This window comes from Kitasatospora hibisci (assembly GCF_043950205.1).
Taxonomy (GTDB): domain Bacteria; phylum Actinomycetota; class Actinomycetes; order Streptomycetales; family Streptomycetaceae; genus Kitasatospora; species Kitasatospora hibisci.
Window position 1 is genome coordinate 2,574,699 of the sequence record NZ_CP171642.1, and the last position, 16,740, is coordinate 2,591,438.

Annotated in this window: 14 protein-coding genes; 8 read left to right on the top strand and 6 right to left on the bottom strand. The window is 75.0% G+C overall.

Annotated elements, in window-relative coordinates; genetic code table 11:
• Positions 1-180: 180 nt before the first annotated feature.
• Positions 181-1,293 carry an FAD-dependent monooxygenase gene (locus tag ACF9IK_RS11000; RefSeq protein ID WP_395294053.1) on the bottom strand — a complete coding sequence of 371 codons (1,113 nt, stop codon included), beginning with the start codon at positions 1,291-1,293 and terminating at the stop codon, positions 181-183.
• A 298-nt stretch (positions 1,294-1,591) separates the two neighbouring features.
• Between ACF9IK_RS11000 and ACF9IK_RS11005 the strand changes: the two genes are divergently transcribed.
• Together ACF9IK_RS11005 and ACF9IK_RS11010 are read left to right on the top strand one after the other, a co-directional pair.
• A complete protein-coding gene (locus ACF9IK_RS11005) occupies positions 1,592-2,452 on the top strand; it encodes a DUF3152 domain-containing protein (RefSeq protein WP_395294054.1) in 861 nt (286 codons plus the stop codon).
• A 154-nt stretch (positions 2,453-2,606) separates the two neighbouring features.
• A complete protein-coding gene (locus ACF9IK_RS11010; RefSeq protein ID WP_395294055.1) occupies positions 2,607-3,605 on the top strand; it encodes a TetR/AcrR family transcriptional regulator C-terminal domain-containing protein in 999 nt (332 codons plus the stop codon).
• A gap of 15 nt (positions 3,606-3,620) precedes the next feature.
• Here ACF9IK_RS11010 and ACF9IK_RS11015 read toward each other — a convergent pair whose 3' ends face one another.
• Positions 3,621-4,586 carry a GlxA family transcriptional regulator gene (locus ACF9IK_RS11015; protein WP_395294056.1) on the bottom strand — a complete coding sequence of 322 codons (966 nt, stop codon included), beginning with the start codon at positions 4,584-4,586 and terminating at the stop codon, positions 3,621-3,623.
• Positions 4,587-4,690: 104 nt separating this feature from the next.
• On the opposite strand from ACF9IK_RS11015, the gene ACF9IK_RS11020 reads away from it, so the two are divergent.
• A complete protein-coding gene (locus tag ACF9IK_RS11020; RefSeq protein ID WP_395294057.1) occupies positions 4,691-5,314 on the top strand; it encodes a cysteine hydrolase family protein in 624 nt (207 codons plus the stop codon).
• A gap of 39 nt (positions 5,315-5,353) precedes the next feature.
• Here the strand turns inward: ACF9IK_RS11020 and ACF9IK_RS11025 are convergent, their stop codons facing one another.
• Positions 5,354-6,118 carry an SDR family oxidoreductase gene (locus tag ACF9IK_RS11025; protein ID WP_395294058.1) on the bottom strand — a complete coding sequence of 255 codons (765 nt, stop codon included), beginning with the start codon at positions 6,116-6,118 and terminating at the stop codon, positions 5,354-5,356.
• Between the two features lie 117 nt (positions 6,119-6,235).
• On the opposite strand from ACF9IK_RS11025, the gene sigJ reads away from it, so the two are divergent.
• Positions 6,236-7,147 (top strand): RNA polymerase sigma factor SigJ, encoded by a 912-nt coding sequence (sigJ, locus tag ACF9IK_RS11030; protein ID WP_395294059.1) that lies wholly within the window; start codon positions 6,236-6,238, stop codon positions 7,145-7,147.
• Positions 7,148-7,222: 75 nt separating this feature from the next.
• Here the strand turns inward: sigJ and ACF9IK_RS11035 are convergent, their stop codons facing one another.
• The 3 genes from ACF9IK_RS11035 to ACF9IK_RS11045 form a co-directional block, all read right to left on the bottom strand.
• Positions 7,223-8,659: a trypsin-like serine peptidase gene (locus ACF9IK_RS11035; protein ID WP_395294060.1), complete on the bottom strand. Its 1,437-nt coding sequence runs from the start codon at positions 8,657-8,659 to the stop codon at positions 7,223-7,225.
• A gap of 120 nt (positions 8,660-8,779) precedes the next feature.
• A complete protein-coding gene (locus tag ACF9IK_RS11040; protein WP_395294061.1) occupies positions 8,780-9,298 on the bottom strand; it encodes a DinB family protein in 519 nt (172 codons plus the stop codon).
• A 34-nt stretch (positions 9,299-9,332) separates the two neighbouring features.
• Positions 9,333-9,908 (bottom strand): nucleosidase, encoded by a 576-nt coding sequence (locus ACF9IK_RS11045; protein ID WP_395294062.1) that lies wholly within the window; start codon positions 9,906-9,908, stop codon positions 9,333-9,335.
• Positions 9,909-10,439: 531 nt separating this feature from the next.
• Here ACF9IK_RS11045 and ACF9IK_RS11050 point away from each other — a divergent pair.
• From ACF9IK_RS11050 to ACF9IK_RS11065, 4 genes are all read left to right on the top strand, one after another.
• On the top strand, positions 10,440-11,744 hold the full coding sequence (locus ACF9IK_RS11050) for a hypothetical protein (protein ID WP_395294063.1): 1,305 nt from the start codon (positions 10,440-10,442) through the stop codon (positions 11,742-11,744).
• Positions 11,745-11,769: 25 nt separating this feature from the next.
• Complete coding sequence (locus ACF9IK_RS11055) at positions 11,770-12,717, top strand: glutamate ABC transporter substrate-binding protein (protein ID WP_395294064.1); 948 nt, start codon at positions 11,770-11,772, stop codon at positions 12,715-12,717.
• Between the two features lie 135 nt (positions 12,718-12,852).
• Positions 12,853-14,208: a hypothetical protein gene (locus ACF9IK_RS11060; RefSeq protein ID WP_395294065.1), complete on the top strand. Its 1,356-nt coding sequence runs from the start codon at positions 12,853-12,855 to the stop codon at positions 14,206-14,208.
• A gap of 5 nt (positions 14,209-14,213) precedes the next feature.
• A complete protein-coding gene (locus tag ACF9IK_RS11065; RefSeq protein ID WP_395294066.1) occupies positions 14,214-16,739 on the top strand; it encodes a serine/threonine-protein kinase in 2,526 nt (841 codons plus the stop codon).
• Position 16,740 lies beyond the last annotated feature (1 nt).

A 16,740-nucleotide genomic window follows, 5' to 3' on the forward strand; every position in this document is an offset into this window, starting at 1 on the left:
CTCAACCGATCGGCGTGCGGGTGCCGATGCCCCATCCGACGCAAGTCCCGGCCGGGGCGGCGGAGCTGAGGGCCGCCGCCCCGAACACCGGCTCGACCGAGTCGAGTTCACCGGCCGAACCCGCACCCGGCGCGCGTCCGGCCACTCCCACCGGCCGGCTCCGCTGCCGGAGCCCTGCACTCAACGGTCCAGGCTGATGGCGTTCTTGGCCTTCTCCACCGACTCCTCCGAGGCCGGGCCGCCGGGGTTCTCGGTGGCCAGCGCCTGGTTGAGGGCGACGAAGGGGCGCATCCGCTCCTCGTAGCGCTCGAACGCGGCGCGGTGGTCCTCGCCGGCGGCCGCGGCCCGGCCGAGCTCGTCGGCGAGCAGGTGGGCGCCGACGAGGGCGAGGCTGGTGCCCTGCCCGGACAGCGGGGAAGCGCAGTAGCCGGAGTCACCGACCAGGACGGCACGGCCGGCCGACCAGCGGTCCATGCGGACCTGGGCCATCTCGTCGGCATAGAAGTCGGGGGCGCGGTGCAGCGCCTCCAGCAGCCGCGGGGTCTCCCAGCGCAGCGCCGCCATCCGCTCGGCGACCCGGGCCTTGGCCTCATCGGCGTCCCGGACGGCCGGCTCCTCGCTCGCCCAGCCGAAGGCGACCCGCAGCTCGCTGTTGCCGCGCACCGGGTAGATGCCGTAGCCGGCGTCACCGTCGCGCTGCCAGACCTGCCAGTCCTCCAGACCGAGGAAGTTGTCCGCGCCGAATATGGCGACGTGCATCCCGAGGCGGTTCAGGTACTGCTCCTCGGGGCCGAAGGCCAGCCGGCGAACGCGGGAGTGCAGGCCGTCCGCGCCGACCACCAGGTCGAAGGTGCGGGGCTGCGCGTGCCGGAAGGTGACGTGGACGCCGCGCTCGTCCTCCCGCAGCCCGGTGACGGCGTCGCCCCAGACGAACTCGACTTCGTCCGCCACCCGTCCGGCGAGTATCGCGACCAGGTCCTCGCGCAGCAGCTCGACGTCCCCGCTGTCCAGCCGGCCACTGCTGAAGGTCGCCTCGGTGGAGTGGTGCACCTCGGTGCCGTCGCCGTCGAGCACGGACATGCCGCGCATCCGCGTACGCACGGCGCGGACCTGCCCGGTCAGGCCCATCCGGCCGATCACTTCGAGGGCGACGCCCCGGATGTCGACCGCCTGGCCGCCGCGGCGCGGGCCGGGGGCGAGCTCCACCACGGTCGGGGCGAAGCCCTGACGGCGCAGCAGACGGGCGAGCGCGGTGCCGGCGATGCCGCCGCCGGAGATGAGCACGGTGTGCACGGGGACTCCCTGGTTCAGGTCGGTGCGATTTCTGCCTGTACGCCGTAAGCGACGAACTGAATGTACGACGTAAATTCAGAGAGTTCAAGCGAACCAGCAGGGCCCACGGGGATCACCTGTACTAGTACAGATGGCACAGCAGTCGCCGCGACCCGCCCGGCGTCGGCGCCCGGAAGAGAGCACTCATGATCGATTTGGTACGAAAAGGAGTGAACCTCCGGCGCTCCCTGAGCGTGATTCAGATGGATCCCGATCGTCCGCCGAGGCCGATCGCCGACGTCCAGGAGTTGCCATCGCCATGTCCGTCCACGACACCAGCCACCGCCACGGGGCAGCCCAGCACGGGGAAGCAGGCCGGGGAGAGACCCGTCCGACAGACGCCCGCCAGGAGAAGCCCAGCCGCGGCAGGGCCGTGAAGGGCGCACTCACGCTGCTGCTGGTCGCCGCCGTGGCGGCGGGGCTGCTGTGGTGGCACCCGTGGAGCGAGAAGAAGGCCGCCGGTCCGAAGCCGCTGAAGTTCACCTCCGCCACCGGCGGTTCCGAGCGATTCGGCACCGGGGCGCACCTCTACCGCTACAAGGTGCGGGTGGAGGACGGGCTCCCCGAACGGCCCGAGCAGTTCGCCGCCGAGGTGGACGCCGTCCTCGGGAACGTCAAGCTCGGCTGGGCCGCGGGCGGTGAGGTGTCCTTCCAGCGCGTGGCCGCCGACCCGGTGGACTTCACGGTCTACCTGGCCACCCCGAAGTCCACCGACCGGATATGCGGCCAGTACGGGCTCGACACCGGCGGCTGGGTGAACTGCGGCGCCGGCCACCAGGTGGTCATCAACGTCAAGCGCTGGACCGAGCTCTCCGAGTTCTACGTCGGCCGTCCCGAGCTCTACCACGCCCTCGCCGTCAACCACGAGGTCGGCCACATCCTCGGCAACGGGCACGTCGACTGCCCCGGCCAGGGTGCGCCGGCACCGGTGATGCAGCAGCAGATCAAGGGCCTGAACGGCTGCGTCCCCAACGGGTGGCCCTACTCCGAGACCGGCGCCCTGCTCACCGGCCCGCCCACCCCGGACGCGGTCCCCGCCCAGGGCGCCACGCCGGCCCAGGGGAGCGCGCCCACGCAGGGCGCCTCGCCCGGCCGGACCGCGGGGGCGGCCGCGCCGTAGGCCCGCCGGGCCGTCGCCGGGGCCGCCGGCCACCGCGGCGTGAGCGGCTGCGACGCGCATCCACGCTGGTAGGGTCTGAGCCCGTACGGGCCGGTCCCGTACGGGCCGGTACAGAGCGGCCGGCGGCACAGCGATACTCCGAGGAGTCGGCACCATGGCACCGGAGACGGAGCCGCCCTTCCAGCGCATCGCCACCGAGATCCGCCGACGCATCGCCACCGGGGAGCTGGCGCCCGGCGAGCGGGTGCCCTCCACCCGGCGGATCGCCCAGGACTGGGGCGTCGCACTGGCCACCGCCACCAAGGCACTCACCGTGCTGCGCCTGGAGGGCCTGGTGGAGGCCCTGCCCCGGGTCGGCACCGTGGTGGCGACACCCGCCGGACCGGCGGCCGGCGCCGCGGCGGCGCCCGGCGTCCCGACGGACCACGCGCCCGGGCGGCGGCACCGCCCCTCCGACGCGCCCGAGAGCGAGTTGAACCGCGAGCGGATCCTCCGGGCCGCGCTGGAGCTGGCCGACGCCGAGGGCCTGGCCGCGCTCTCGATGCGGGCCGTCGCGGCCCGGCTCGGCGTCTCCGCGATGTCCCCGTACCGCTACGTCACCAGCAAGGACGAGCTCGTCCTGCTCACGGCCGACCTGGCCTTCGGCGAGGCGGCCTACCCCGCCGACCCGCCCGCGGGCTGGCGGGCCCGGCTGGAGCTGGGAGCGCGCACCCTCTGGTCGCTGTTCCGCCGGCACCCCTGGCTGGCGCAGCTCAGCCCGGTCACCCGGCCGCTGGTGCTGCCCAACCTGATGGCGCACGCGGAGTGGGCGCTCGCCGCCCTGGAGGGTCACGGCCTGGACGCCACGACCGCGCTGGACACCCATGTGCTGCTGTACAGCTACGTCGAGGGGATCGCCGTCAACCTGGAGCGCGAGGCCCAGGCGCGGGCCGCCACCGGTCTCACCGAGCAGGAGTGGATGGACAGCCGGACGCCGGCCTTGGGCGCGCTCATCGCCTCGGGCCGCTTCCCGGCGTACACCCGGCTGACGGCCGCCCTGCCGGACGGCTACGACCTGGACCTGGACGCGCTGTTCGAGTTCGGCCTGGCCAACCTGCTGGACGGCCTGACCGCCCGCATCGAGCGGGCTGGCGCCGAGCACGACCGGGCCTGACCGGCCCCGGGCCCGCTACCCGGCCTCCCGCCCCCGGAAGGTGCGGCGGTACTCCCGCGGGGCGACGCCGACGCGCGAGGTGAACGCCGGGCGCAGCGAGACCGCGGAGCCGAACCCGCAGCGGACGGCGACCGCGTCCACCGGCAGGTCCGTCTCCTCCAACAGCCGCTGGGCGAGCAGCACGCGCTGCTCCAGCAGCCAGCGCAGCGGCGTCGTCCCGGTCGCCTCGACGAACCGGCGGGCGAAGGAGCGCTCCGACATCAGGGCCAGCCCGGCCATCCGGGCGACCGTCCACGGGGTGTCGAGTGCGGCCAGGACGTCGGCGCGCGCCCGGGCCAGGGCGTCGTCGCCCCGGCCGGCGTCCTCGGGGACGGGCGAGGGGATGAACTGGGCCTGCCCGCCCGCGCGGAAGGGCGCGGTGACCATGGCCCGGGCGATGGTGGCGGCGGCCTGCTGCCCGTGGGCGGCCCGGACGAGGTGCAGGCAGAGGTCGATGCCGGCCGCCACCCCGGCGGAGGTCCAGAGGTCGCCCTCGCCGGTGAAGAGCACCTCCCGGTGTACGTCCACCTCCGGGAACCGGCGGGCGAGTTCGGCGCTGAGCGCCCAGTGCGTGGTGGCCCGGCGACCGTCCAGCAGGCCGGCCTCGGCGAGCACGAAGGCGCCCGCGCAGAGCGAGGCGACGGTCACCCCCTGCTCGTGGGCGGCCCGCAGCGCCGCCAGCACGGCCGGGTCGCAGGGCTCCCGGACGCTCTCCAGGCCCGGGACGACGACAAGGTCGCACGCGCCGAGCTCGTCCAGTCCGAAGTCCGGTACCCGTTCCAGCCCGCCGCCCAGCCGCACCCGGGCCCCGGCCGGCCCGCACACCCGCAGGTCGAACGCGGGCAGCCCGGGCCGGGTGGACCGGTTCGACCAGACCTCGTTGATCACCGCATAGTCGAACGCCCGCACACCGTCGAAGATCAGGCAAGCCACCGTACGCATGGCAGCAAACCTACGCCGCCGGGCCGCCGCGGTGGCAGGATTTGATCGATGGGTGGCGGCAGCGCCCCTCACGGCCCCCGACCCGGCCGCAGCACGATGGACGCATGACGAACACCAGCGCTTTCGACGCCCCGCTCACCATCGACTCCGATGCCGTCCTCGTCGTCATCGACGTCCAGAAGGGCTTCGAGGACTACGCGTTCTGGGGCGAGCGGGACAACCCCGAGGCCGAGCAGCGGATCGCCGAGCTGATCGACGTGTGGGAGGCCACCGGCCGCCCGATCGTCACCGTGCAGCACGCCTCGGCGGGCGGTCCGCTCGTGCCGGGCACCCCGGGCTACGAGCTGAAGGACTTCGTCGCGGCGGCCAAGTCCGACCTGCACATCACCAAGCAGGTGAACAGCGCCTTCTACGGCACGCCCGACCTGCACGACTGGCTGCAGCAGCGGGGCGCCCGGCAGGTGGTCATCACCGGGATCATCACCAACGTGTGCAACGAGACCACGGCCCGGATGGCCGGCAACCTCGGCTACGACGCGATCTTCCCCGCCGACGCGATGCACGCCTTCGACATGACCGGCCCCGACGGCGTCACCGTGCCGGCCGCCGAACTCGCCCGCGCCACCAGCACGGTGCTGCACGCGATGCGGTTCGCCAAGGTGGTCGGCACCGAGACCGTGGTCGCCGCGGCCGGGGCCGGTCGGCCGGCCGCGGCCGGCGCCCGGTAGGTCCGGCACCCGGTGGGCCGACGTGGTGCCGCCGTCACGTCAGCCCACCCGCTCGGCCAGGAACTCCTCCCAGGTGCGCCGACCGGTCTGCGCGCCGATCAGGGTCAGGTTGTCGCCGGCCCGGTAGGCGCGGCCGACCCTGCCCGGGACGCGGACCGGCAGCATCGGCCGGCGCCGGCCGCTCGCCCGGAGGTAGCCGCGGACCAGCTCGGCCATCGGGTACACGGTCGGCCCGGCCAGGTCGGGCACCAGGCCGGCCGGCTCGTCCAGCGCCAGCTCGACCAGCCGGGCCGCCACCTCGCGCGAGTCGACCGGCTGCCAGCGGATCCCGCCCGGCGCCGGGACCACCGGTATCTTCGCCATCCCGGTGGCCACCTTGAGCGCCAGGTCGTGGAACTGGGCCGCGCGCAGCGTGGTGTACGGGATGCCGGAGTCGGCGACGGCCTGCTCCGCACCGAGCTTGGAACGGAAGTAGCCGAGCGGGAGCCGGTCCGCACCGATCACCGAGATGAGGACCACGTGCTCCACCCCGGCCCGCCCAGCGGCGCGCACCAGGTTCCGGGTGGCCACGTCGTCGCCCTTGGCGCCGCCCGCGAGGTGGAGCACCGTCCCGACGCCGGCCACCGCCGCGTCGATCCCCTCGTCCCCCAGCAGGTCGCCGGTCACGTAGGTCACGCCGTCGGCGGACGGGCGTGCGGTGCGGGTGAGCACCCGGACGTCGCGGCCGGCCGCGCGCAGCAGCGGGAGGACGTGGCCGCCGAGGGTGCCGGTGCCGCCGGTCACGAGGAGCGGGGAGTTCGCCATGATCGTCTCCGATTCGTCCGGCCGGGAGTGGATCCCCGGCCTCGGCCGTTAGGTCTCGTGGTCCTGCAGTACGTGGTTCTGCAGCGATGACCCGGGGCAACGGAGGAATGTGACACGGTGATCGGGAATTCTTTGCCGGCCGGCAGACCGGCCGACGCACGGACCGGGCTCTTCGAGCAGCACCGGTCGCATCTGCGCGCCGTGGCGTACCGGATGCTGGGCTCGCTCAGCGAGGCCGAGGACGCGGTCCAGGAGACCTGGCTGCGCTACGACCGGACGGACACCTCAGGGGTGGAGAACCTCGGCGGGTGGCTCACCACGGTGGTCGGGCGGATCTGCCTGAACCTGCTGCGCTCCCGCGCGCAGCGGCGCGAGGAGTCGCTGGAGTCGCGGATGCCGGATCCGGTGCTCGGCCGCGAGGGCGTGGTGGACCCGGAACAGGAGGTGCTGCTCGCGGACTCGGTCGGACTGGCGCTGATGGTGGTGCTGGAGTCGCTGTCGCCGGCCGAGCGGGTGGCGTTCGTGCTGCACGACATGTTCCAGGTGCCGTTCGAGGAGATCGCCCCGCTGATCGAGAAGACCTCGGCCGCCACCCGACAGCTGGCCAGCCGGGCCCGCCGCAAGGTCCAGGGCCAGGCGCCGGCGCCCGACCGCGACCTCGCCCGGCAGCGGGCGGCCGTGGACGCGTTCTTCGCCGCCACCCGGACCGGGGACCTGGAGGCGCTGCTCTCGGTGCTCGATCCCGAGGTCGTGCTGCGCGCAGACGGCGACGTCGGCCGGATCCGGCAGACCGTGGTGCTCTCCGGCGCCCTGACGGTGGCGAGCCAGGCGGTCCTGTACCGCTCGCTGGCCCCGTACGTCCGCCCGGCGCTGATCAACGGCGCGGCCGGCGTCGTGGTGATCGGTGCCAACGGCAAGCTGGTGTCGATCATGGCGTTCACCGTGGTCGACGGCACGATCGCGGCCATCGACGTGCTGACCGACCCCGAGCGGCTGCGCGCCCTCGACGTGACGCCGTTCGAGAACTGAGCCGGCGGACGCACGGCCGCTCCCGCACGGACTTCCGTGCGGGAGCGGCCGCGTCGGCGGCGTGTGGGGCCGGGATCAGCCCTTCTTCGACAGGAAGTCGTACGCGCCCGCCGCCACGTCGTCCAGGTACGGACCGGCCTGGAACTTCGGGTCTCCGGTGTGCTTGCCGACCGAGACGTTGCTGACCAGGACGGGCTTGCCGTCCTTCACCGCCAGCCAGCCGCCGCCGCTGGAGCCGGCGGTCATGGTGCAGCCGATCGCCAGCATCGGCGGGCGGCTCGGGTCGAACGACAGCCGGGTCGGCTTGCCGCTCTCGCAGTGGTTGAGCTCCATGCCGTCGTACGGCGGGGCCGCCGGGAAACCGAACTCGGAGATGCTGAGCTGGTCGCGCGGGGCGTTGAACCAGACCGGCAGCGCGCCGCCGACCGTCTCCTCCAGCGACTTGCCGTTGTCCGCGGGCTTCACCCGGATGATCGCGAAGTCGTAGTGGGTGGCCGCGTCACCGGTCTTCCCGCCCTCGGCCTTCCACTGCGGGGAGGTGACGGCCTGCGTCCCGGGCCAGATGCCGTACGGCGCGTACTGGGACTCGTCGGCCTGCTTGCCGCCGCTCAGGGCGGCGTTGCTGTTGAAGGCCGGGATGAAGGTGATGTTGCTGTAGAACGAGCCGCCCTTGCCCTGGTGGACGCAGTGGCCGGCGGTCCACACCAGGTTGCTCTTACCGGGGTGGGCCGGGTCGGCCACCACGGTCGCCGAGCACTGGTTGTGGTTGAGGCCGCCGGCGGCGCCCGCGCCGGCGCCCGGCGCGTCCGCGAACAGCTTGCCGTGCACGGCGAACTTCGTGTACGGGTGCTGGACCGGCTGGGCGTTGACGGTCTTCGGCAGCGGGTCGTTGCCGTTGTCGCCCGGCTGGGCGGGCTGCGCCGGCGGCTGGCCCGGCTGCGACGGCTGCGCGGCCGGGGGCTGGGTGGGCTGGGCCGGCGGCTGCGACTCGGGCGGCGCGGGGGCCTGCGAGGCCGGCTGCTGGGTGTTGGACGGCTTCGGCGCGGCCGGGGTGGTCGGCTGGCCGGCCGGCGGCTTGGCACCCGGCGCGGTGGTGGCGGGCGCCGGAGCCGACGGCTTGCCGGGTTGCGACGGCTGGGCGGACGGCTGGCCCGGCTGCGACGGCTCGGCGGGCGCGGCCGGCGGCGCGATCGGCTCGTCCGGCTTGGCCTGGAGCAGCTTCTCCAGCGTCCAGAAGCCCTTCGAGGCGGCCGGGAGGGCGTAGTCCTTCGCCCACTTCTCCCAGTCCTCGAACTTCCACTTCTTCAGGTCGTCGAGGTTGGCCGGCAGTCCCAGGTTGGGCGCCGCCGCCGCGGCGGCGGCGTCGGCGGAGCCCTCGTTGTCCGGCCCGCAGGCCGAGGTGCCGAGCAGGGCGAGGGCGAGGACCGAGGCGCCGAGGGCGGTCCGGACGGTCCGGGCGGAGCGGACGGCACGCACGGCGGAACGGCCCGCGCTTCTGACTGACGATGACATGGACTTCTGATCCCCCTGTTGGAAAACGCGCGGCGCGGCCGTCGAGGCGGCACCGCGGTGCGCGGGGGAGTATTCCACTGTCCATCAGCACGCCGCCCACCCGCCCCCGGGTGGACCGCGTCAGCGCCCGACCGCGCCGTCCAGCTGCTCGCGGATGATGTCGGCGTGGCCGGCGTGCCGGCCGGTCTCCTCGATCATGTGGACCAGCAGCCAACGCATCGACGGGGGCTCGGCGTTGGGGCGCAGCGAGCGGACCCCGGGGCGGTCGAGATCGCCGGCGGCCGCGGCGGCGACCTCGTTGGCGCGGGCGATCGCCGCGCGGTAGGCGGCGACCGACTCCACGACGGTCTCGTCGCCGGGCGAGGGGGCGTCGTCGTCCCACGGCTCGACGTCGTCGCCCCGGTAGGCCCAGAGGAACCAGTTGAGTTCGACCGCGGTGAGGTGGCGGACCAGCCAGAGCAGGCTGGTGCCGGAGGCGACGCCGGGGCGGCGGGCGTCCTCGTCGGAGAGGTCCGCGGCCTTGCCGATGACGGACTCGCGCAGGTAGTCGAGGAAGGTCAGCAGGGTGGTCGGCTCGTCGGCGTTGAGGCCGGGCGGGCGGGCGTCGGAGCGCTTGCGCGCGGCGGTGTTCTCGGTCACGCCCGCCAGCCTAGCCAGGCATGCTGACGGCGCGTCACCACCCCTGGCCGTGCAGCCAGTCCGCGAGGTGACGGGCGCAGTCGTCGACCGACTCGCGCCAGGTGTGCACGGCGCCGTCGCCGGCCTCGTCGCTGACGTGCTTGACCAGCCGGACCGACACTCCGGCCCGGTGGGCGACGGAGGCGACGGCGTAGCCCTCCATGTCGACCAGGTCGGCGTGCTCGGCCAGCCGCTCGCGGGCGGCGGCGGAGGAGACGAAGAGGTCGCCGGTGGCCAGGATCGGGCCCTCGCCCTTGCCGACGACCAGCGGGGCGCCGTAGACGCGGCCGGTGAGCTCCTCCAGGGCCGGGCTGTCCAGGTCGTGCTGGATGACCTGGGTCACGGTGTGGGTGCCCTCCCAACCGGGCCGCAGGGCGCCGGCGGTGCCGAGGTTGAGCACCTCGGACGGGTGCTCGCCCCGGGCCAGCACGGTGGCGAGCGCGGCGGCCGCGTTGACCTTGCCGATGCCGGTGAGCAGCACCGGGAGCCTGTCCCCGAGGTAGGCGGCCTCCTCCCGGACGGCGACGACGACGAGCGGGCGGTCGGCGGAGATCGTTCCCATCAGGCGCATACCGCCATGGTACGGAGCGGGTGCCCCGTCGGCGGCGGCCTCGCGGCGACACCGGCACCACGGGCAGCGCGGCGTGCGGCGGCGCACGGGCGCGGACGGCGGCGCGCGACGGCTCCCCGCAGCACCGTCCACCGCAGCCGCACACAAGCGGACCCCTCCCCTCCGACTGCACGGGGAACCGCATAGGGTGCATCCGGCGTCGACCCGGTCGCCGCCCGCCCCGCACCGGGGCGGCGGGCCCTGGAAGTGCTCGACCACCGTGCTCGACCGCGCGCCCGGAACGGCTCCCGGCGGCGCCCGCACGAACGCGTTCGCCCCCGTTCCCGGACGGGCTCGAAGATGCTCAAGATCGGCGCAAGTCGGGTGTGGCCGCGGGGAGTGACGGCCATACTGCTGGCAACGGCCGGGCCCCGTCGCCACGGGGCGGGCCACAGGGGAGGGTGAGGCGGGGTGGCGACACCAGTACGTACGGAGGGGGCGGGCGCACCGGCGCGACCGGACGGCCCGGTCGCAGCGGGTCGCCCGCATCCGGTGGCCTGGCTGGACCTGGCCACCCGGACGGCGCCGGGCCGGCTGCGGCTGGCCGGAGCGCTGCTGGCGGTGGTCACCGTCGCGTTCGGCACGCTCACGGCCTGGCAGGTCGACGCCCGGGCGCGGGCGGCCGAGCGGGTCGTCTCGTACAGCCAGCCGCTGAGCCAGGCGGCGGCCGACATCCACCGCTCGCTGGCCGACGCGGACGCCACGGCGGCCACCGGCTTCCTGCTGGCCGGCGCCGAGCCGAAGGCCGTCCGGGAACGCTACGAGCAGGACCTCGCGACGGCGTCCCGGCTGATCGCGGAGGCGGCGGCGCGGACCACCGCCTCCTCCCCCGCCCAGGGCTGGCTCGCCACCCTCAACCAGCACGTCCCGGTCTACGCCGGCCTGGTGGAGACGGCGCGGGCCAACAACCGGCTGGGCTACCCGCTCGGCGGCGCCTACCTGCGGTACGCCTCCGACCAGATGCGCACCGTGCTGCTGCCGGCCGCCGCACAGCTCGGCACCGCCGAGAACCAGGAACTGGCGGACGACTACGCCGCGGCCCGGTCGGTTCCGTGGGCGGCGTACGGGCTGGGCGTGCTGTCGCTGGCCGTGCTGGTCTGGGTGCAGGCGGTGCTGTTCCGGCGGACCAACCGGGTGTTCAACCTCGGGCTGGTGGCCGCGACCGCCGCCGTGCTGTCCGCCGTCCTCTGGCTGACCGTGGCCGGCACCACCGCCGACTCTGCGCTGCAGCGCAGCGAGCAGCGCGGCGCCGCCCCGCTGCGGGCGCTCAACGCGGCCCGGGTCGACGTGCTGACCGCCCGGCTGGCGGAGAACCTGCACTTCGTCGCCCGCGGCTCCAGCACCACGTACGCCGAGCTCTGGTCGAAGACGACCGAGCACCTGTCCGCCACGGGCTCCCGGGGCGAGCCGGCCGGAACCCTGGGCGAGGCCCAGGTGCTGGCCCCTGCCGAGGCGCGCGCCGCCGTCGCCGCAGCGGGGGAGCAGTACCGGCACTGGCGCGACCAGCACGCCGCGGCGAGCAGGCTGGAGACCGTCGACGGGGACTACCAGGCGGCGCTGAACGCCACGGTGGCCGCCGAGCCCGAGGACGCGGCGAGGACGGCCGACGCCTCGTTCAGCGCCACCGACCGAAAGCTGGCGGAGGCGGCCGGGGCCGAGCTCGCGCAGTTCCGGCGGGCGGCCGAGGGAACGGACGGGGACCTGCGCACCGCCGCCGTGGCGGTCGCGGTGCCGGCCCTGGTGGCGGCCGCCTCGGCGGTCCGCGGCCTCGGCCGGCGGCTGGCCGAGTACCGGTAGAGGGGGAACGGACATGATGCGCGGCATGGGCGGCAGGAACGGACGGGCCCGATCGGTGGCGGCGGTGGCGCTGCTGGCCTCCTGCGCGGCGGTGCTCGGCGCCGGCGGCCCGCAGGGCGCGGTGCTGCCCGGGGCGCAGCGGGCGGCGCAGGCACCGCAACGGGGACAGCAGGAGCAGGCCGGCGGCGACTGCGACGTGTACCAGAGCGTCCCGCCGAGCGCCGAGGACGGCCCGGCGGTGAAGGCCATCAAGGCCAAGCGCAGCCTGGTCGTCGGCATCGACCTGAACAGCTACCGCTGGGGCGCCCGCAACCCGGACACCGGCCAGCTCGAAGGCTTCGACATCGACCTCGCCCGGGCGATCGGTACCGCCATCATGGGCGACCCGGACAAGGTGACCCTCAAGGCGGTGCCCACCGCCGAGCGGATCAGGTTCATCCAGGAGGGCCGGGTCGACATGATCGTCCGCACCATGACGATCACCTGCGACCGGTTGGAGCAAGTGGCCTTCTCCCGACCGTACTTCATTACCAGCCAGCGGGTGGTGGTACCCAAGTCGTCCACGGCGCGCAACCTCGACGAGGCGCTGAACGGCGCGACCGTCTGCGCCGCGGCCGGCTCCTCGGCCCAGGACGAGCTGAAGAACCACCCGGTCAAGCAGGTCGTCTCCCCGGAGAACCACCTGGACTGCCTGGTGCTGATGCAGCTGGGCAAGGTCGACGCCACCATGACCGACGACGCCCTGGCGGCCAGCCAGGCGGCCCAGGACCAGACCGTCCGGGTGGTGGACGGCGAGATCCGCCCGGGCGTGCTGGGCGTCGCGATGCTCAGGACCAGCACCGACCTCACCGCCCGGGTCAACCAGGTGCTCGCCGACTACTACGGGAGCGGCGCCTGGCGCGGCACGTACGACCGCTGGCTCAAGCCGTACCTGCTGAACGACGCCGACCACTACTGGCCGGTGCAGCACTGAGCGGCGGGCCGCCGGGACGCCCGGCAGCGCTCCGGCGGCTCCTCGACGACCGGCCAGGACCGGCTCCGAAGGCCGCAGGCTAGGGTCGGGAACCGGTCCGGGACGGACCACCAGGACGACGAAGGGGAAACGGCGTTGGCGGCTTCTGCTGGCCCGGTGCTGAGCCGGGAGGAGGTGGACCGCGCACTCGCGCGCCTCGGCGCGGAGCGCGACGCGGTCGAGTCGGCGCTGCTCTCGCTCCAGGACCACGCGGGACTGCGGCTGCTCGACGGCGCCGAGCTGACCGGGCGCACCCAGGAGCGCTGGGCCGTCGCCGGGCAGGGCCTGCCACTGCTCTGGGCGCTGTTCGACCGGTACTCGGAGGCGCTGGCCTCGGCCCGCGCGGTGCGGGCCCGCAAGACCCGGCCGGGCGCGGCCGAACTCGCCGAGCTGAGCGAGCTGCTGACCGGCGATGCGGTCACCGTGCCCGGCGGCGCGGTGCCGGACGGCCCGCAGCTGCTCGGCGCACCCGCCAGGCTGGTCGAGCGGATCAGCCTGGACGAGCTGGTGGCCCGGATGAACTCGTGGTACGCCACCGTGCTGGAGGTGGTCTGCGCCGCGGACGCGGTCTGGTCGGCGCTGCCCGCCCGGATCGACCTGCTGCTGGCCGAGCTGCGCCGGGTGCAGACGCTGGCCGGCTCGCTCGGCGTGCACCCGGGCAGCCACCCGCTCGGCGACGACCTGGCCGGGCTGGAGGCCGATCTGACCGGGCTGCGGACCGAGGTGCGCGGGGACCCGCTGGCACTCTGGCGGCCGGCCCGGGTGCCCGCCCAGCGGGGCACCGTCCCGGACGGCACCGCGCTGGCCACGCCCTCCGGCGTGGTCGACACCGAGCGGTTCGACCGGGCCGGCCGGGCGCTGGACGGCGTCCGGCTGGAGCTGGAGGACCTGCTGCGGCTGCGTGACGACGCCGAGGAGCGGCTCCAGGGCGTCGGCGACCTGCTCCAGCGGGCGGACGCCACGCTGGCCGAGGCGCGCCGGGCGCGCGGCGAGGTGCTGGCGAAGATAGCCGCCACCGAGGTGCCCGCGGTGCCCGGCCCGGCCTCGGCGCTGCGCGAACGGATCGTGGTGGCGCTGGAGTTGCGCCAGGGCGGCCAGTGGCACCGGCTGGCGCCGCTGCTGGACGCGCTGGAGGACGCGGCCGCCAAGGAGCTGGCCCGGGCCCGGCAGTCGCTGACCGAGGTGACCCAGCCGCTGGCCGTCCGGGCCGAGCTGCGCGGGCGGCTGGACGCGTACAAGGCGATGGCGGCCCGGCTGCGGGTGGCCGAGGACCCGGAAGTGGTCGAGCGGTACGAGAAGGCGCGCTGGCTGCTCTGGAGCGCACCCTGCGACCTGCGGGCGGCCGCGGCGGCGGTGTCCCGCTTCCAGCAGTCGCTGCGTCCGGCGCAGGCCGAACGGCCCGGCGGCGCGCAGGTCGACGGACAGGCACAGGAACGCGGACTGGGGGGCTGAGGTTCATGGGCGAGGCGTGCGAGCGGCCGGAGTGCACCGGCGGCGGGACGATCGACGCGGACGGCTACTGCGACGAGTGCGGGCGCGCACCGGCGCGCACCGGCAGCGCGGGCACCGGTACGGGCGCGGGCGCGGGTACCGGCACCGGCCGCACGAGCGCGGGCCCGGCCCCGGGCTCCGTCTGCCCGCGCGAGTGCTCCGGCACCATCGACCCGGACGGCTACTGCGACGAGTGCGGCCTCGCCGCCCCCGGCGCCGACACCGGCCTCACCCAGCCCCACGTGCCCTCCGCCCGGGCCGCCCGGGACTCGGCCCGCTCCACCCGCACCGGCTCGGCCCGCTCGATGTCCGGCCGCTCCCGCAGCCACCGCTCGACCCGCACCGACGGCAGCCGCTCGGTGTCGGTGGTCAGCGCCCGCCGCAGCACCAGCGCCGGCACCCGCAACCGGCTCGGCGCCGGCCTGGTGACGGTCCCGACCGTCCCGACCGCGGACCCGCTGCAGGCGGTGATGGCCGACCCCCAGGTGCCGGAGCGCAAGCGGTTCTGCTCCAAGTGCGACGCCCCGGTGGGCCGGACCAAGGGCGGGCGGACGGGCCGCCCGGACGGCTTCTGCACCAAGTGCGGCACGCCGTACTCGTTCACGCCCAAGCTGCGCCGGGGCGACCTCGTCGGCGGACAGTACGAGGTGGTGGGCTGCCTGGCACACGGCGGGCTCGGCTGGATCTACCTGGCGGTGGACCGGCGGGTCAACGACAAGTGGGTGGTGCTGAAGGGCCTGCTGGACACCGGCGACGAGGAAGCGCTCGCCGTGGCCGTCGCCGAGCGGCGGTTCCTGGCCGAGGTGGACCACCCCAACATCGTCCGCATCATCAACTTCGCCGAGCACCCGGACCTGCGCACCGGCGCCACCGACGGCTACATCGTGATGGAGTACGTCGGCGGCAAGTCGCTCAAGGACATCGCCAACGCGCGTCGCACCCCCGACGACCGGCGCGAGCCGCTCCCGGTGGAGCAGGCGATCGCGTACGCACTGGAGGCCCTGCCGGCGCTCGGCTACCTGCACGGCCGCGGCCTGGTCTACTGCGACTTCAAGATCGACAACGTGATCCAGAGCGGCGACAGCCTCAAGGTCATCGACATGGGCGCCGTCCGCCGCTTCGACGACGAGGGCCCGATCTACGGCACCATCGGCTACCAGGCACCGGAGATCGCCACCGACGGCCCCTCCCCCGCCTCCGACCTCTACACCGTGGCCCGCACCCTGGCGGTGCTCAGCTTCGACTTCCAGGGCTACAGCACGACCTACCGCGACTCGCTGCCCGGCCCGGAGACCGTCCCGGCCTTCGCCGCGTACGAGTCCTACTACCGCCTGCTGGTCCGCGCCACCGACCGCGACCCGGCCCGCCGGTTCGCCTCCGCCGAGGAGATGGCCGACCAGCTCACCGGCGTGCTCAGGGAGGTGCTGGCACTCCAGGACGGCCGGCCGCGCCCGGCGCTGTCCACCCTGTTCGGCCCCGAGCTGCGGGTGGTGGACACCGAACTGGTGCAGCCGCCCCGCACCCCCGGCGAGCTGCGGGTGACCGCGCTGGACCCGGCCGCCGCCGCGCTGGGCCTGCCCGTCCCGCGGGTCGACCCGGCCGACCCGAACGCCGGCTTCCTGGCGACCCTGCTCGCCACCGATCCGGAGGAGGCGCTCACCGCCCTGGCCGGCGCGCCCGCCGACTCCGTCGAGCGCCGGCTGCGCGAGCTGCGCGCCCACCTCGAACTCGGCGGCGGCGTACCGGCCGAGGAAGCCCTGACCGCCCTGCAGAAGGACCACCCGGACGACTGGCGGGTGGTCTGGTACCGCGGCCTCGCCACGCTGGTCGCGGCCGCCGGCGGGACCGCCGACGAGGACGGGCTGCGCGCCGCCGCCGAGGCCTTCGACGCCGTCTACGACGCGTTCCCCGGCGAGTGCGCCCCCAAGCTGGCCCTCGGCATCTGCGCCGAACTCCTCGGCGACGGCGCGGACGCGGCCGAGTTCTACCGGCTGGTGTGGGCCACCGACCAGGCCTACCTGAGCGCCGCCTTCGGGCTGGCCCGGGTCCGCCTCGCCGACGGCGACCGGGCGGGCGCGGTCGCCGTCCTGGAGTCGGTGCCGGCCACCTCCAGCCAGTACACCGCCGCCCGGATCGCCGCCGTCCGGGCCCGGCTGCGCGAGCGGCCGTCCACCGACCCGCTCGGCCCCGACCTCGGCGCCGGCTCCGACCAGCTGACGGCGCTCCGGCTGGACGACCGCCGCCGCGAGGAGCTCTCGGTCGAGGTGCTCGGCGCCGCGCTCGGCTGGGTCGCCGCCGGCTCGCCCGGCGAGACCGGCCTCGGCCGGAGCACCGGCGAGGTCACCGTGCTGGGACGACCTGCGGTGGAGCGGGAACTGCGGTTCGCACTGGAGCAGTCCTACCGGGTACTCGCCCGGTTGGCCGACCGGGCCGAGACCAGGATCGAGATGGTGGAGCGGGCCAACCGCGTCCGCCCCAGGACGTGGGTGTAGC

Coding starts and splice junctions, on each gene's coding strand:
- ACF9IK_RS11005 (WP_395294054.1), top strand. CDS start 1,592: ATGTCCGTCCACGACACCAGCCACCGCCACGGGGCAGCCCAGCACGGG.
- ACF9IK_RS11010 (WP_395294055.1), top strand. CDS start 2,607: ATGGCACCGGAGACGGAGCCGCCCTTCCAGCGCATCGCCACCGAGATC.
- ACF9IK_RS11015 (WP_395294056.1), bottom strand. CDS start 4,586: ATGCGTACGGTGGCTTGCCTGATCTTCGACGGTGTGCGGGCGTTCGAC.
- ACF9IK_RS11020 (WP_395294057.1), top strand. CDS start 4,691: ATGACGAACACCAGCGCTTTCGACGCCCCGCTCACCATCGACTCCGAT.
- ACF9IK_RS11025 (WP_395294058.1), bottom strand. CDS start 6,118: ATGGCGAACTCCCCGCTCCTCGTGACCGGCGGCACCGGCACCCTCGGC.
- ACF9IK_RS11035 (WP_395294060.1), bottom strand. CDS start 8,659: ATGTCATCGTCAGTCAGAAGCGCGGGCCGTTCCGCCGTGCGTGCCGTC.
- ACF9IK_RS11045 (WP_395294062.1), bottom strand. CDS start 9,908: ATGCGCCTGATGGGAACGATCTCCGCCGACCGCCCGCTCGTCGTCGTC.
- ACF9IK_RS11055 (WP_395294064.1), top strand. CDS start 11,770: ATGGGCGGCAGGAACGGACGGGCCCGATCGGTGGCGGCGGTGGCGCTG.
- ACF9IK_RS11065 (WP_395294066.1), top strand. CDS start 14,214: ATGGGCGAGGCGTGCGAGCGGCCGGAGTGCACCGGCGGCGGGACGATC.